The following is a 14,726-nucleotide window of genomic DNA, read 5'->3' on the forward strand; positions in this document are numbered from 1 at the left end:
TTCTCCTATCGTGTGACGGCAGGGACGGGGATCGCGGCGATGAGGGCGCGGGTGTAATCCTGCTGCGGATCGGTGAAGATCTGTTCCGCCGCACCGGATTCGACGATCTCGCCCCGGTACATCACGGCGATGTCGTGGGCGAGATTGCGCACTACCGACAGATCGTGGGAGACGAACAGATACGACAGACCGCGTTCGGCCTGCAGCTGGCGCAGCAGGTTCAGCACGCCCGCCTGGATCGAGACGTCCAGTGAGGACACCGGTTCGTCCAGCACCAGCAGTTCGGGATCCAGCGCCAGCGCGCGGGCGATGTTGATGCGCTGCTTCTGACCGCCGGAGAAGTCGGCCGGATAGCGGTCGGCGTGCTCGCTGCGCAGGCCGACCAGCTTCAGCAATTCCGGTATCCGCCTGCGGATCTCATCGCGGGGGCGGCCGTCGACGCGCAGCGGTTCTGCCAGCGCGTCGAAGATCGGCAGGCGCGGATCCAGTGAGCCCGAGGGATCCTGGAAGACGATCTGCATCTTGCGGCGGATCTCATGGCGGTCCGCCTTGGTCAGGGTCGCTACATCCCGGCCGAGCACCTCGATGGCGCCGGCCTCCGGCGGGGCCAGATCCATGATCTGGCTCAGCGTGGTGGACTTGCCGGAACCCGATTCGCCGACCAGCGCCAGGGTGCGCCCGGCCCGCACCTCGAAGCCGATGCCGTCGACCGCGCGCACCTCACCCTTGCGGCGCTTGAACACCACGCCGGAGGTGATCGGGAAGGTTTTGACCAGCCCCGAAACCCGCAGCACCACACGGGGATCCGGTTCCACCTCCCGTTCGGGCTCGGTGATCTCGCGGCGGTAGGCGTCGAACAGTGCGTCGGCGCCGACCTCGGCGGTGCGGATACAGGCGGCGCGGTGGCCCGGATTGGTGTCCTGCAGCGGCGGTTCCGCGGCGCCGCATTCGTCGATCGAGACCGGGCAGCGCGGCGCGAACGGGCAGCCGGGCGGCAGCGCGTGCATGGCCGGTGGCGCACCGACGATGGGGATCAGCGGGCTGCGCGGCGGGCCGTCCATGCGCGGGATGGAACCCAGCAGGCCGACGGTGTACGGCATCCGGGGCGAGTTGAAAAGTTCGGTGGCGCTGGCGGTTTCGACGATCCGCCCGGCGTACATGACGGCGACTCGATCGGCCAGCGTGGCGGCGATGCCCATATCGTGGGTGATCATCACGACGCCCGCGCCGGTGATGTCGCGGGCCTTGCGCAGCAGGCCGAGCACCTGCTCCTGCACGGTGACGTCGAGCGCGGTGGTGGGTTCGTCGCAGATGATCAGCTCGGGATCGTTGGCGATGGCCATCGCGATCACCACGCGCTGGCGCATACCGCCGGAGAATTCGTGCGGGAAGGCCCGGGCGCGCAGCTCCGGATCGGGGATGTCGACCAGATCCAGCAGCTCCACCGCCCGCTGCCATGCCTCCCGCCGACTCATCTTCCGGTGTGCCAGCACGGCCTCGGCGATCTGGTCGCCGATCCGATACACCGGGGTCAGCGCCGACAGCGGATCCTGGAACACCATGCTGATCCGGCTGCCGCGCAGCGCCGACAGCTGCCGGTCGCCCATGCCCAGCAATTCCTTGCCGCGCAATCGGATCGAGCCGCGCACCCGCGCCTGTTCGGGCAGCAGACCCATCACCGCGAGCGAGGAGACCGACTTGCCCGAACCGGATTCGCCGACGATGGCTAGCACCTCGCCATCGGCCACCGTGTAGTTCACCCCGCGCACCGCGTCGATGCGTCCCTCCTCGGAGGGAAACGACACGTGCAGATCCGACACCTCCAGCAGCGGTGCGGTCATCGCGCGTTTGGTCTCCGTCATGGCGCGACCTTTCCATCCGTCGCCGGGACCGTCGGCTCATCGTTGTTCTTGCGGCGCGAGCGTGCCCGCTGGGAGCTCGGATCGAATGCGTCGCGCAGGCCGTCGCCGACCAGGTTGGTGCACAGCACCGTGATCACCAGCAGCCCACCGGAGAACAGGAACAGCCACGGAAAGGTGAGCGCGGATTTGGTGCCCGAGGCGATCAGCGAACCGAGCGATACGTCCGGCGGCTGCACACCGAAGCCGAGGTAGCTCAGACCCGTTTCGGAGATGATCGCCGCGCCGACCGACAGCGTGGTGTCGATGATCAGGATCGAGGCGATGTTCGGGAGGATGTGGGTGGTGATGACGGTCCAGGTCGACGCGCCCATATACCGTGCGGCCCGGACGAATTCGCGGTCGCGCAGGCTCAGCGTCAGACCGCGCACGATGCGGGCGCTGATCATCCAGCTGAAGGCGGCCAGCAGCACGATCAACAGCAGGATCGAACCGCTGCCCTTGGTGCGCGGCGCGAAGATCGCGATGACGATGAAACTCGGCACCACCAGCAGCAGGTCGACCAGCCACATGATGGCCCGATCGGTCCACCCGCCGAGCAGGCCCGCGACCGAACCGGCCGTGGCGGCGATGAGGCTGGTGAACAACGCCACGCTGAATCCGATCACCAACGACTTCTGCAGGCCGCGCAGCGTCTGCGCCAGCACATCCTGACCGATCTGATTGGTGCCGAACGGATGTCTCGGGCTGGGCGGTTGGAGCAGGGCCGTGTAATCCAGCTGCTCGTAGTCGTATGTCAACAGTGGCGGCAGCGCGAAGCTCAGAATCAGCATGAGCAGCAGGACGATCAGGCCGGCCACGGCGGCCTTGTTCCGAAGGAACCTGCGCCACACCAGCTTTCGACGTCCCGCCGCGGCGGGCTCCGGCGCGCCTTGCGCGATGATCTCGACTTCACTCATCCCACACGCACCCGCGGGTCGAGGATGGCGTACACGATGTCGGACAGCAGGCCCGAGATCAGCACCACCAATCCGGCGAACGCCGTGACGGTCGCCACGACATAGAGGTCCTGGGCGTTGATGCCGTCCACCAGCCACTCACCGACGCCGTGCCAGCCGAAGATCTTCTCGGTGAAGGTGGCGCCGGTGATCAACGCACCCAGGCTGTAGGCGAACAGGGTGGCCATCGGGATCAGGGCGGTGCGCAGGCCGTGTTTGTACAGCGCGCGGCTGCGGGTCAGCCCCTTCGCGCGGGCCGTGCGGATGAAATCGCTCTGCAGCACGTCGAGCATCGCATTGCGTTGGTAGCGGCTGTAACTGGCCATCGTTATCAGCGCCAGGCCGAGGCTCGGGACCACCATGTGCTGGACCCGGTCGACGAGTTGATTCCACAGCCCGTGCACGGCATTGGCCGAGGTTTCGCCGGTATAGAGGAAGATTTGCTGGCCGGTCAGGGAGTTGACTTCCAGCGCACCATATTTCAGGATGGTAGCGAGTAGGAACACGGGGGTGCTCAGAATCAGCAGAGATACGATGGTCGTGAAGTAGTCACTGAACCGGTATTGCCGTATCGCGCCAGCCGCGCCGATCAATACGCCGAGTACCGTGCCGAGGATCGATCCGACGATCAACAGCCGCAGGCTGACTCCGATTCGGCGCGGTAGCTCCTGGCTCACCGGCTGGCCCGCCAGTGTCGTGCCGAAGTCGCCGTGCACCATGCCGCCGACCCAGTTCAGATAGCGCTGCGGGATCGGATCGTTGAGGTGCAGCTCGGCCGCCTTGGCGTCGATCACCGATTGCGGAGGTCGCGGATTGCGCTGTTCGAGGCTCTCGAGCGGGCGAAAGGTCAATGATGCCAGGCTGAACGTCAGGAACGTCGCCAGCACCAGCAGCACGACATAGTTCAGCGCACGTCGTAGCAGAAAGCCGGTCATCGGTCCCCTCAGGTCGGTTACTAGCCCCTGATCATAGGGACAGATGGGGTTGGTGGTGCGTTATGCACGGCGGGTGACATGCCCGAATCGGAGATATCGTGCATCGGTCCGATCGTGACGGACGATCTTCCGGTTCGAAGAGGGGGCTCGAGCGATGAATCTTCCGCAGTATCCGGGTGGTTACGACCCGTATCCGCGTGCGTGGCAACCCGCGCCGAGCGGGGGAACCGCGATCGCCGCGGGTGTGCTGGCGGCGGTAGGGGCCGTGGGGGAGTTGCTGGGTGGGTTGTTCGATGTGGTGCTGGGCGCGACCGGATTCGCCAGGGATCTCGATACCGGCGGGGTGAGTCTGCTGTCGCGCAGTTGGTACGGCCCCTACATCGTGGTCGTCGGGGTGCTGAGCATGGCCATCGGGGTCGTGCTGACCTGGGGCGCCATCGCGCTGTTCCGGCGCGGATCGGGTGGGCGGCCGCTGATCGCGATCGGCGCGGGCCTGGCGATCGCGATAGCGCTCGTGGGCGCGGTGGTCTCGATCGCGGACGATGCCCTCGACAGCGGGCCGGGCGCGGTGGGCGGGGTGGCCGGGATCCTGGTGGGGATGGCCTTCCCGATCGCGACCATGGTGCTCGTGCTGACCCCCGCGACCGCGCGCTGGCTGGCCTTCGCACCGGCGACGGGACCGGCCTATCCGATGCCGCCGTATCCGCCCGCGCCCTATCCGCCGCAGTCGCCTTCGTCACAGCCGTATCCGGGCCCGCCCCCCGCACCGCACTCCTATCCGCCGCCACCGCCCGCGATCCCACCCGAGAACCCCTGGCGGCGACCCGAATCGTGATTACGGTCGGGGCGGCGTTTCGGGCAGGATGGAATGGGTGACTCGTCTGCAGCTGTCGAAACCGAAGATGGTGGCCACCGACGTCGACGGCACGCTGATCGACGAGCACGAGCGGGTGACGCCGCGCACCCGGGCCGCGGTCGCCGCGCTGGTCGCCGACGGTGTGCCCTTCGTGCTCGCCACCGGGCGCCCGCCGCGCTGGATCGCACCCGTGGTCGACGGGCTCGGACATGCGCCGCTGAGCGTCTGCGGCAACGGCGCGGTGATCTACGACCCCGCCGCCGACCGCATCCTGCACACCACCACCCTCGATGCGGCGAGTCTGGCCTGGATCGCGGATCTGGCCGAGCGCGTGCTGCCCGGCTGCGGCCTGGCCGCCGAGCGGGTCGGCGCGTCCGCGCACGACGCCGCGACGCCGCAGTTCGTGAGCTCGCCGGAATACGAGCACGCCTGGCTCAATCCCGATGACACGCAGGTGGCCCGCGCCGAGGTCTTCGCCGCGCCGGCGATCAAGATGCTGATCCGGCTGCGCGGGGCGACCAGCGCGGATATGCGTGCGGCGCTGGAACCGCAGCTGCAGGGCCGGGCCGATATCACCTATTCGACCAATAACGGCCTGATCGAGTTGTCCGCCCCGGGCATCACCAAGGCCGCGGGCCTGGCGCTGATCGCCGAACGCCTCGGCGTCCAGGACTCCTCGATCGTGGCCTTCGGCGATATGCCCAACGATGTCCCGATGCTGCGCATGGCCGGACACGGCGTGGCCATGGCCAACGGCCACCCCGAGGCCCAGGCCGCCGCCGACGAGATCACCGCGTCGAACTCCGCCGACGGCGTGGCCCAGGTCCTCGAGCGCTGGTGGACCAGCTGAGGCCTACCGTGCCGGTGGGGCCGGGACCGGTTGTGCCGCAGGCGGATTCGGGGGCGGCGGGGCCGAATTCGTGATATCGCTGTAGGACCTCAGCAGCGTCGTCACCAGGCCCGTCGCGGTGTTGAGAATCAGCGAGCCGTACTGGAAGTCGGCCCGGGTGCCGTCGGGCACCGGATAGGAGTTCCGCGCGGGCAGGCCCAGAATGCCGCTCTCGGCGCCCAATTGGACGAACCGGTCGAGGATGTGGCCGACCACCTCGGTGATGGTGCCGTCCGGTGCGGCGTAGACATAACCGTTGACGAACTTGACGTACTGGCCGCCGTCGCGGGTCGGGGTCGGCTCGGAGGCGGCCGCGCCGAGGCGGCCGTTCGGACCGCCCTGTGCCGCATAGTATTTCGCGATCACGTTCTGGTCGAGCAGATTCAGGATCCGGGTGGTGAGGTTGGCCAGCGTGGCGAGGTCGGTCTGATTGCGCTGGGACTGCTGGGTTTTCGGCGCGGGCGCGGGTAAGGGAGCCGCGTTCGGATCGTTCGCGCCCACAGCGGTTTTCACATCGTTGCTGCTCGGCGCGCCCGCCGCGGAGGCGGCGATATCGCGGATCCGGTCCATCAGCGCATAGGCCGCGTCGCCGGGGCAGGTCGTGCTGCCCACGTCGCGATGGGCGAAGACGATCGGCAATTGCACCGCCGTACCCTCCGGATACGGCGTGTAATCGGTGCCCTCGGAATACATGGTGGTGTGGCCCTTGGGATCCAGTCCGGCGATCTTGGCCCGCCATCCGATGAACTGTCCGACGGCCTGGATGGCCTCCTCGGTGGGCGGTTCGGTCTGGAAGTCGCCCATGATCGCGACGCCGGAGGTGTTCTCGTTGAATCCGCCGGCATGCGCACCCTGCACCGGGCGGTCCAGGCCGCCGAAGCGGCCCTCGAAGACCTGGCCGTACTTGTCGACCAATGCGTTGTAGCCGATATCGCACCAGTTCAACGTCTTCGCGTGATAGGCGAAGATGGCGCGGACGATGCCGGCCGACTCCTCGCGGCTGTAATCGTTGCGACCGGCCGTGTGGTGCACCGTGATTCCGCCGAGGCCGTCGTCGTAGGTCGGCTGCTCCGGGCAGCGCTGCCGGTCCGACTCGTCGGCGCCCCACTGCGCGCGGCTGATGACCTTGGGCCCGCCCCCGAACAGCGGGGCGGCCACCTCGGCGAGGTTTCCGTCGACCGCGCCGTGGCCCGGATCGATCAGCACCGCGGACAGATCCGCGGCGGCCGCCTGCGCCGGATCGCCGGTGCGCGGCGGGGGAGTGGTGGCGGCCTTATGGGTCACCAGCACCTGCACGGCCTTGGTGTTGCCCACGAAAACCGGTTCGGTGCCGGTCTTTTCGCCGCGCACATGATCGTCGCGGGCGGTCTCGACCCGGTCGGTGTTGTACCAGGACCCCCAGTTGCCGTCATCCTTACGCGCCCGGACGAGCGCCCGCGTCCCGGCGAGATCCTTCGCCGTCAGGGCGACCATGCTGAACGGGGTGTCGCGCCGCAGCTCCTTGACGTCGGCGCCGACCTTGTCGGTGAGTTCGGGCCCGACGGCGCCGGGAGTGAGCGCCGGAGTGCCGGGATCGGTGGCGCCGGGAGTGAGTGGAGTGCCGGGTCCGGCGGCGCCGGGAGTGATTGCGGGTGCGCCGGGTCCGGCGGCGCCGGGAGTGATTGCGGGAGTGCCGGGTCCGGCGGCACCGGGAGCGAGCGCGGGAGTGCCGGGATCGGCGGCACCGGGAGCGAGCGCAGGTGTGCCGGGCCCGACGGTGCCAGGGGTGATTGCGGGTGTGCCGGGTCCGGCGGCGCCGGGAGTGATTGCGGGTGTGCCGGGGTCGCCCGCGGGGAGGACTTGGGCCGGATCGTCGGCGGAGGTCCGGGCGGCGATGAAGGATGGTCCGGAGGGTGCCGGATCCGGTGCGGTATCGCCCAGTCTCGGCAGCGGGATCTCGTTCGGCAGTTCGCCGCCGAGGGGATTGGGCAGGCCGGGTGGCAGCGGGATCGCCCGGGGCAGCGGCAGGTTTCGCAGATCCGACAGATGCAGGTCGGGCAGGTCCAGGCCGGTCAGCTCGCGTAGCGGCAGGAGGACGTCGGGAGCCGATGCCAGCGCCACCTCGGCCAATTGTGCCGGGATCGCGGCAGGATTGCTGTCCGTGGTCGGTCGGTATTCCGGCGCGTCGCGCAGGATGAGCGTCGCCAGCGGCGCGGCGACCGCGAGCGCCGTGACGACCGGTAGTAGATAGGGGCGTTGCGGTCTGCGGTACGGCACGATCGTCTCCCATTCGATAGAACCGGCGACCTCAGCAGCGATGCGGGTTGATTCCTGGCGGATCAGTGGTCACACTAGTCACAAATGTCACAAGACTAAAGCTTCACTTGATGCTGAGACTTGAATATCTGAAATGTAACTTTTCGGCAGCCGTTACGCGGGAAGGACATGCCGCCCCGCGAGATCCCCGGGAGTTCGCATGGCAGGCACGACCGCAATAAGGGAAGGCGATCTACGCCGACGTCACCGGCGCCGCAGAACTCTCGCGATCGCCGTGGCGGCGATCTCGCTGACCGGCGGCACCATCGCCGTCACCTGGGCCTATCCGCTGGTTCGCCCGTTCGCCGCCGGTTACCGGCCGCTCGCGACCGCCGGCCACGGCCGCGGGCTGAGCCAGTTCGGTGCGCTGGAGCGGGCGGCCGCCGGCGCTTCCGCGCAGAACATTCTGCTGGCCTACTATCCGGGCGCCACGCCGGCCAGGATCGCGCCCGCGGCGGTCCGGGTCCGGTTGACGGTCTATGACAATCAGACCCTCGACGTGTACTCCGACAGCGGGCTGGCGGTCGCCGGCCGGCGCGTGGTCGCGGGCCAGGCGGCCCATCTCACCCCGACCCCGGACGGCGGCGCGCACGTCACCGTGACGATGGGCTGCGACGGCGCGAAGGTGTGGGAGGGCGCCACCGATGATCCGTGGGCCTATCCGATCGATCCGGGTTCGGAGCGTCCCGCGGCCGAACATCTGAAGGTGTGCGACGGCTCGACATTTCGCGGCGCGCTCGGGGTGACGCTGGAAAACGGCGCGCCGCGCACCGTCGACGAACTCGATGTCGAGGACTATCTGCTCGGCGTCGTCCCGGCGGAGATGCAGGCGAACTGGGCCGATCGCGGCGGGGCCGAGGCATTGCGCGCGCAGGCCGTCGCGGCCCGCTCCTACGCACTGGCCGAACACCGCTATTCCTATGCGCAAACCTGCGATACGACCGACTGTCAGGAGTATCCGGGCACCGAGAAGGAGGATCCGCGCACCGCGGTGGCCGTCCATGCCACGGCCGGGCAGGTGCTGCTGCGCGACGGGCGCATCCTGCGCACCGAATACTCCTCCGCGCCCGGCGGCGGGCAGCCCGTCGATATCGCCACCCTCGATGTCGGCCCGACCCCGGCTCAACTCGCGACGGCACCGCCGGCCATTCCGCAGCAGCCCGTGACGCCGCGCTTCGATCCGCCGCGGCCGCCGCGCACCGATACCGCCATCGATGTGAAGTATGCGGAGTCGGGCGGTCCCGCGGGCCCGCTCGGCCAGCCGCTGGGCCCGGAGACGTTGCTGCCCGCGCAGATCGGAACGTTCCGGCTGTTCCAGGGCGGCGTCATCGTGGCCACGCCCGATTTCGGCGCGCGGGTCATCGATCTGAGCGCACTGCTGAAGATGGCGCCCGGCGCGACCGCGGCGGTGCCGCCGGATACGGTGCCGCCCGGCACGGCCGCCACGCCGACCCCGCCGCCGCTGCCGCCGGACCTGCACAACAAGACGGCTCCCGAATCGGCCGCCGGACCCGATCCGGGCCTGGACCCGCTGCCGCGCACGGGCTCGGCCGGATCGAGTAACCGGTAGTCGCGATCAGTCCGGGTCCGTATCGCCCAGCGATTCGAGCAGCCCGCGCAGCAGGCCGTTCAGCCGGTCCAGGTCGGGACGGTCGACGCCGCCCAGGATCCGGATCTGATCGGCGATCCGCGCGGGCATGAGCGTGTCGACGAGTTCGCGGCCCTCGTCGGTCAGCTGGATGCGGATCGTGCGTCGATCCGCCGGATCGGCGGCGCGCCGGACCAGACCCTTGGCCGCGAGGCGATCGATGCGATGGGTGATGGCACCCGAGGTGACCAGCGCGGCCTTGATCAGCGCACCCGCGGTCAGGCCATCGGTGTCGCCGGATCGGCGCAGTGTGGCGAGTACCTCGAACTCCCAGGACTCCAGGCCGTAGGGCGCGAAGAAATCCTTCATCTCGCGATCGAGGAGTCGGCCGAGCCGCTTCAGCCGCTCGAACACCTGGGTCGGCCAGATATCGAGGTCGGGATCCACCTGCCCCCAGGCCGCGACCATCCGATCCACCGCGTCGCTCATCCGAGCCCTCTCAACACCTTGAATCTCGATGTGAAGATACTTGACCCTCGCTCTGAGCGGGGCGGGCGGCCGGAGTCCGCTACTCGCCCCGGACGTCGGCGCAACTTCCGATACGCTGGGCACCCGTGACCGTCGCATCCCCCTACGACCTGATCATCGTCGGCTCCGGCTTCTTCGGACTGACCATCGCCGAACGCACCGCCAGCCTGCTGGGCAAGCGGGTGCTCGTGATCGATCGCCGCTACCACCTGGGCGGCAACGCTTATTCGGAGGCGGATCCGGAGACCGGGATCGAGGTGCACAAGTACGGCGCGCATCTGTTCCACACCTCGAACAAGCGGGTCTGGGACTATGTGAACCAGTTCACCGAATTCACCGGGTATCAGCATCGGGTATTCGGCATGCACAAGGGGCAGGCGTATCCGCTGCCGATGGGCTTGGGCCTGTTGTCGCAGTTCTTCGGGCGCTACTTCACCCCTGCCGAGGGCCGGGCGCTGATCGCCGAGCAGGCCGCCGAGGTCGACGGCAAGAATGCCGCCAACTTCGAGGAGAAGGCGATCTCGTTGATCGGCCGCCCGCTGTACGAGGCGTTCTTCCGCGATTACACCGCCAAGCAGTGGCAGACCGATCCGAGGGAACTGCCCGCGGGCAACATCACCCGCCTGCCGGTGCGCTACACCTTCGACAACCGGTACTTCAACGACACCTACGAGGGCCTGCCTCGGGGCGGCTACACCGCGTGGCTGGCGAAGATGGCCGAGTCCGACCTGATCGAGGTGCGGTTGAACACCGACTGGTTCGAGGTGCGCGAGGAGATCCGCGCGCAGAACCCGGACGCCCCCGTGGTCTACACCGGCCCGCTGGACCGCTACTTCGACTACAGCGAGGGCGAACTCGGCTGGCGCACCATCGATTTCGAGACCGAGGTGCTCGACACCGGTGACTTCCAGGGCACCTCGGTGATGAACTACAACGATGCGGACGTGCCCTTCACCCGCATCATCGAGCCGCGCCACTTCCATCCCGAGCGCGACTACCCCGCCGACAAGACGGTGATCCAGCGCGAGTTCTCCCGCTTCGCGCAGACCGGCGACGAGCCGTACTACCCGATCAACACCCCCGACGACCGTGCCAAACTGCTCGCCTACCGCGACCGCGCCAAGGCCGAAACCGCCTCGGCGAAGGTGCTCTTCGGCGGCCGCCTCGGCACCTACAAGTACCTGGACATGCATATGGCCATCGGCAGCGCGCTGAGCATGTTCGACAACACGCTGCGCCCGCACCTGGAATCCGGTGCGCCGCTGGTCGATCGGGATGACAACGAGTGACGATGCAAGCGACGTTGGAAGAGATGACGACCGGAACTCGCGCGAAATCGCTGCTGCAGCGGATCATCCTGCCCCGGCCGGGTGAACCGCTGGATGTACGCACCCTCTATCTGGAGGAGTCCGCGACGAATGCCCGTCGCGCCCATGCCACCTCGCGCACCTCGCTATCGATCGGCGCGGAATCCGAGGTGTCGTTCTGCACGTACTTCAACGCCGTGCCGGCCAGCTATTGGCGGCGCTGGTCGGTGCTGAAATCCGTGGTGCTGCGGCTGGACCTGTCCGGCCACGGCCGCGTGGACGTCTATCGATCCAAGGCCGACGGTTCACGAATCCACGTGCAGGGCAACGAATTCACGACTCCCGCCGAGGGTGCGACGGATATCGAATTCGAGGTCGACCTCGCCCCGTTCGAGGACGGCGGCTGGATCTGGTTCGACATCACCACCGACTCGCATGTCGAATTGCGCGGCGGCGGTTGGTACGCCCCGATCGAGGCGCCCGGCGAGGGCAGCATCGCGGTCGGCATGCCCACCTTCAACCGCCCCACCGATTGCGTGAAAACCCTTGCGGCCCTGGGCTCGGACCCGCTGGTGCTGGAGAAGGTCAAGGCCGTGATCATCCCGGATCAGGGCACCCGCAAGGTGCGCGACGAGCCGGGCTTCGCCGAGGCCGCAGCGGTGCTGGGCGACCGCCTGGCCATGCACGATCAGCCCAACCTCGGCGGCTCCGGCGGCTACAGCCGGGTCATGTACGAGGCGCTGAAGACCACCGACGCGCAGTACATCGTCTATATGGACGACGATATCGAGATCGAGCCGGACTGCATCCTGCGCGCGCTGGCCTTCGCCCGCTTCGCCCGCACGCCCACCCTCGTCGGCGGCCAGATGCTCAATCTGCAGGAGCGCTCGCATCTGCACACCATGGGCGAGGTCGTCGACCGCGGCATCTGGATGTGGACCGCCGCGCCGAATGTCGAATACGACCACGACTTCTCGAAGTATCCGCTGCGCGATCGCGATAACTCCAAGCTGCTGCACCGGCGCATCGACGTCGACTTCAACGGCTGGTGGACCTGCGTCATCCCGCGCGTGGTCGCCGAGGAGATCGGCCAGCCGCTGCCGCTGTTCCTCAAGTGGGACGACGTCGAATACGGTCTGCGCGCCAAGCAGGCGGGCTATCCGACCGTGACCCTGCCGGGCGCGGCCGTCTGGCATATGGCCTGGAGCGACAAGGACGACGCGATCGACTGGCAGGCGTACTTCCACCTGCGCAACCGCCTGGTGGTCGCCGCGCTGCATCTGCCGAACGACGGCCGCCCGATGGTGATCAACACGATCAAGGCGACGCTGAAACATCTGCTGTGCCTGGAGTATTCGACGGTCGCCATCCAGAACCAGGCGATCCGCGATTTCCTGGCGGGTCCGGATCGGCTGTTCCAGCTGCTGCCGAGGGCGCTGGGCTCGGTCGCCGCGATGCGCAAGGATTTCCCGGACGCGGTGGTCCTGCCGTCCTCGACGGAACTGCCCTTCGCCAGCGGTTCGGATGTCGGTGCGGTCGGCGAGCCGCCCAATCCGATCGCGAAGATCGTCCGGCTCGGCAAGGGCGTGCTGCACAATCTGCGCCCGGCCAAACCCGAACATCACGAGCGCCCGCAGCTCAACGTGCCGACCCTGGACGCCCGCTGGTTCCTGCTCTCGCAGGTCGACGGCGTCACCGTGACGACGGCCGACGGCCGCGGCGTGGTGTACCGCAAACGCGATCCGCGCCAGGCCCTCGCGCTGTTCAAGGAGGCCATGCGGTTGCGCAAAGAACTGGCCGCCAGGTTCGGCGAAATCCGCGCGCAGTATCGTGCCGCACATCCATATTTGACCAGCACCGCCGCCTGGGAGAATGCCTTCGGCATCCATACCGGCGATCCGAAGCTCGGAAACGAGGGGAAATGACCGCCACCGCACCGGAATCGGCCGATTCGCCGCATCTGCGCGTGGTGCCCGATCCCGCGTCGCCCGCGCCCGCCGAGGTCAAGATCATCAATGCCGTCCAGGGCACGATCGGGCGAAACCCGCAGGTGATCAAGGCCGCTCGCGGTATGTCGCACTTCGGTGAGCACGCGCTGGGCTGGATGGGCATCGGCGCGCTGGGCGCCCTGGTCGACAAGCCCCGCCGCCGGCAGTGGGCCGGGGTGGCCGTGGGCGCCTTCGGCGCACACGCGGCATCGGTGGTCATCAAACGCGTTGTCCGGCGGCCTCGCCCGAACGATCCGTCGGTGCAGGTCAACGTGTCGACGCCGAGCAAGCTGAGCTTCCCGTCCTCGCATGCGACCTCCACGACGGCAGCGGCGGTGTTGCTCGGCAGGCTCACCGGGCTACCCTTGCCTGCGGTGCTCGTGCCGCCGATGCTGTTGTCCCGGGTCGTACTCGGGGTGCACTACCCGTCCGACGTGCTCGCCGGTTCCGCGCTGGGCGCCGCGTCCGCAGCCGCAGTGCTAGCCGCCGAAAAGAGATTCACCAGTGACCGCACAGGAAAGAACCCTCGCTGATATGAGTGAAGAGCCGACCAGCGTCGACCTGGACGAGGCTGTCATCAAGGGTCCGCCGAAGACTCTGGCCGGCGGGCTGTTCAAGGCCGTGCGGCCGCGTCAATGGGTGAAGAACGTCCTGGTTCTGCTCGCGCCACTGGTGGCGGGCAAGATTCCGGGCACCGACAGCTACGCCATCACGGACCTCACCAAGGACTGGCATATCGCGGTCGCCTTCGTGGTCTTCTGCATGGCCGCCTCGGGCATCTACTTGGTCAACGACGCGCTGGACGTGGAGGCGGACCGGGCGCATCCGACCAAGCGCTTCCGCCCGATCGCCGCCGGTGTGGTGCCGGTGAATCTGGCGTACGCGCTGTCGGTGGTGCTGCTGCTCGGCTCACTGCTGATCGCGCTCGCCACGGCGTGGCAGCTGGCCGTGGTGATGGCGGTCTACATCGGCATCCAGCTGGCCTACTGTTTCGGGCTCAAGCATCAGGCCGTGCTCGACGTCTGTATCGTGTCGTCGGGCTTCCTGCTGCGCGCGGTCGCGGGTGGTGCGGCGGCCGATATCCATCTGTCGCAATGGTTCCTGTTGATCATGGCCTTCGGCTCGTTGTTCATGGCCGCGGGCAAGCGCTATGCCGAACTGAAGATCGCGCTCGATACCGGCGCCAAGATCCGCAAGTCACTGCAGTACTACACACCGACCTATCTGCGTTTCATCTGGACCCTGTCGGCCACCGCGGTGGTCGTGTTCTACGGGCTGTGGGCGTTCGAAACTGATCACAAGAGCAACCCTTGGTTCGCGATCTCGATGATTCCCTTCACGGTCGCGATCCTGCGCTACGCGGTCGACGTCGATGGCGGCGAGGCCGGTGAACCCGAAGAGATCGCGCTGGGTGACCGCATTCTGCAGCTCCTGGCCATAGCGTGGATCGGAGCGGTAGGTGTCGCTGTCTATCTCACCTGAC

At 67.9% G+C, this 14,726-nt stretch carries 12 protein-coding genes; 7 read left to right on the forward strand and 5 right to left on the reverse strand.

Annotated features, from left to right (window positions below; all coding sequences use genetic code 11):
• Nucleotides 1-5: 5 nt before the first annotated feature.
• Genes ACIA76_RS15495 through ACIA76_RS15505 form a run of 3 tightly spaced genes read right to left on the reverse strand, consistent with a single transcriptional unit; the run spans nt 6 to nt 3,792 of the window.
• Nucleotides 6-1,862 carry a dipeptide ABC transporter ATP-binding protein gene (locus ACIA76_RS15495; RefSeq protein ID WP_397152434.1) on the reverse strand — a complete coding sequence of 619 codons (1,857 nt, stop codon included), beginning with the start codon at nt 1,860-1,862 and terminating at the stop codon, nt 6-8.
• Nucleotides 1,859-2,818: an ABC transporter permease gene (locus tag ACIA76_RS15500; protein ID WP_397152435.1), complete on the reverse strand. Its 960-nt coding sequence runs from the start codon at nt 2,816-2,818 to the stop codon at nt 1,859-1,861. The genes ACIA76_RS15495 and ACIA76_RS15500 overlap by 4 nt, the downstream gene beginning before the upstream one ends.
• A complete protein-coding gene (locus ACIA76_RS15505) occupies nt 2,815-3,792 on the reverse strand; it encodes an ABC transporter permease (RefSeq protein WP_397152436.1) in 978 nt (325 codons plus the stop codon). Before ACIA76_RS15505 ends, ACIA76_RS15500 begins: the two co-directional genes overlap by 4 nt.
• Before the next feature lie 154 nt (nt 3,793-3,946).
• Here ACIA76_RS15505 and ACIA76_RS15510 point away from each other — a divergent pair, with 154 nt between their 5' ends.
• Nucleotides 3,947-4,627 carry a hypothetical protein gene (locus ACIA76_RS15510; protein WP_397152437.1) on the forward strand — a complete coding sequence of 227 codons (681 nt, stop codon included), beginning with the start codon at nt 3,947-3,949 and terminating at the stop codon, nt 4,625-4,627.
• A 28-nt stretch (nt 4,628-4,655) separates the two neighbouring features.
• Entirely contained in the window at nt 4,656-5,498 is an 843-nt protein-coding gene (locus ACIA76_RS15515; protein ID WP_397152438.1) for an HAD family hydrolase, read from the forward strand.
• A 3-nt stretch (nt 5,499-5,501) separates the two neighbouring features.
• Here the strand turns inward: ACIA76_RS15515 and ACIA76_RS15520 are convergent, their stop codons facing one another.
• Nucleotides 5,502-7,793 (reverse strand): N-acetylmuramoyl-L-alanine amidase, encoded by a 2,292-nt coding sequence (locus ACIA76_RS15520; RefSeq protein ID WP_397152439.1) that lies wholly within the window; start codon nt 7,791-7,793, stop codon nt 5,502-5,504.
• Nucleotides 7,794-7,992: 199 nt separating this feature from the next.
• Between ACIA76_RS15520 and ACIA76_RS15525 the strand changes: the two genes are divergently transcribed.
• On the forward strand, nt 7,993-9,402 hold the full coding sequence (locus ACIA76_RS15525; RefSeq protein WP_397152440.1) for a SpoIID/LytB domain-containing protein: 1,410 nt from the start codon (nt 7,993-7,995) through the stop codon (nt 9,400-9,402).
• A 6-nt stretch (nt 9,403-9,408) separates the two neighbouring features.
• Here ACIA76_RS15525 and ACIA76_RS15530 read toward each other — a convergent pair whose 3' ends face one another.
• Entirely contained in the window at nt 9,409-9,909 is a 501-nt protein-coding gene (locus ACIA76_RS15530) for a MarR family winged helix-turn-helix transcriptional regulator (RefSeq protein WP_397152441.1), read from the reverse strand.
• Between the two features lie 125 nt (nt 9,910-10,034).
• On the opposite strand from ACIA76_RS15530, the gene glf reads away from it, so the two are divergent.
• Genes glf through ACIA76_RS15550 form a run of 4 tightly spaced genes read left to right on the forward strand, consistent with a single transcriptional unit; the run spans nt 10,035 to nt 14,725 of the window.
• Nucleotides 10,035-11,237, forward strand: coding sequence for a UDP-galactopyranose mutase (gene glf, locus ACIA76_RS15535; protein WP_397152442.1), 1,203 nt, complete (start codon nt 10,035-10,037; stop codon nt 11,235-11,237).
• A 2-nt stretch (nt 11,238-11,239) separates the two neighbouring features.
• Nucleotides 11,240-13,180: a glycosyltransferase gene (locus ACIA76_RS15540; protein ID WP_397152443.1), complete on the forward strand. Its 1,941-nt coding sequence runs from the start codon at nt 11,240-11,242 to the stop codon at nt 13,178-13,180.
• Nucleotides 13,177-13,776: a phosphatase PAP2 family protein gene (locus ACIA76_RS15545; protein WP_397152444.1), complete on the forward strand. Its 600-nt coding sequence runs from the start codon at nt 13,177-13,179 to the stop codon at nt 13,774-13,776. Before ACIA76_RS15540 ends, ACIA76_RS15545 begins: the two co-directional genes overlap by 4 nt.
• A 1-nt stretch (nt 13,777) precedes the next feature.
• Nucleotides 13,778-14,725, forward strand: a complete 948-nt coding sequence (locus ACIA76_RS15550; RefSeq protein WP_397152445.1) for a decaprenyl-phosphate phosphoribosyltransferase — start codon at nt 13,778-13,780, stop codon at nt 14,723-14,725.
• Nucleotide 14,726: the final 1 nt, after the last annotated feature.

The sequence above is a fragment of the Nocardia sp. NPDC051570 genome (genome assembly GCF_044454005.1).
Lineage (GTDB): Bacteria > Actinomycetota > Actinomycetes > Mycobacteriales > Mycobacteriaceae > Nocardia.

Bases quoted from the DNA above. Each gene is read 5' to 3' on its own strand.
- ACIA76_RS15495 (WP_397152434.1), bottom strand. From the start codon at position 1,862: ATGACGGAGACCAAACGCGCGATGACCGCACCGCTGCTGGAGGTGTCG.
- ACIA76_RS15515 (WP_397152438.1), top strand. From the start codon at position 4,656: ATGGAATGGGTGACTCGTCTGCAGCTGTCGAAACCGAAGATGGTGGCC.
- ACIA76_RS15500 (WP_397152435.1), bottom strand. From the start codon at position 2,818: ATGAGTGAAGTCGAGATCATCGCGCAAGGCGCGCCGGAGCCCGCCGCG.
- ACIA76_RS15550 (WP_397152445.1), top strand. From the start codon at position 13,778: ATGAGTGAAGAGCCGACCAGCGTCGACCTGGACGAGGCTGTCATCAAG.
- ACIA76_RS15505 (WP_397152436.1), bottom strand. From the start codon at position 3,792: ATGACCGGCTTTCTGCTACGACGTGCGCTGAACTATGTCGTGCTGCTG.
- ACIA76_RS15525 (WP_397152440.1), top strand. From the start codon at position 7,993: ATGGCAGGCACGACCGCAATAAGGGAAGGCGATCTACGCCGACGTCAC.
- ACIA76_RS15545 (WP_397152444.1), top strand. From the start codon at position 13,177: ATGACCGCCACCGCACCGGAATCGGCCGATTCGCCGCATCTGCGCGTG.
- ACIA76_RS15530 (WP_397152441.1), bottom strand. From the start codon at position 9,909: ATGAGCGACGCGGTGGATCGGATGGTCGCGGCCTGGGGGCAGGTGGAT.
- ACIA76_RS15510 (WP_397152437.1), top strand. From the start codon at position 3,947: ATGAATCTTCCGCAGTATCCGGGTGGTTACGACCCGTATCCGCGTGCG.
- ACIA76_RS15540 (WP_397152443.1), top strand. From the start codon at position 11,240: ATGCAAGCGACGTTGGAAGAGATGACGACCGGAACTCGCGCGAAATCG.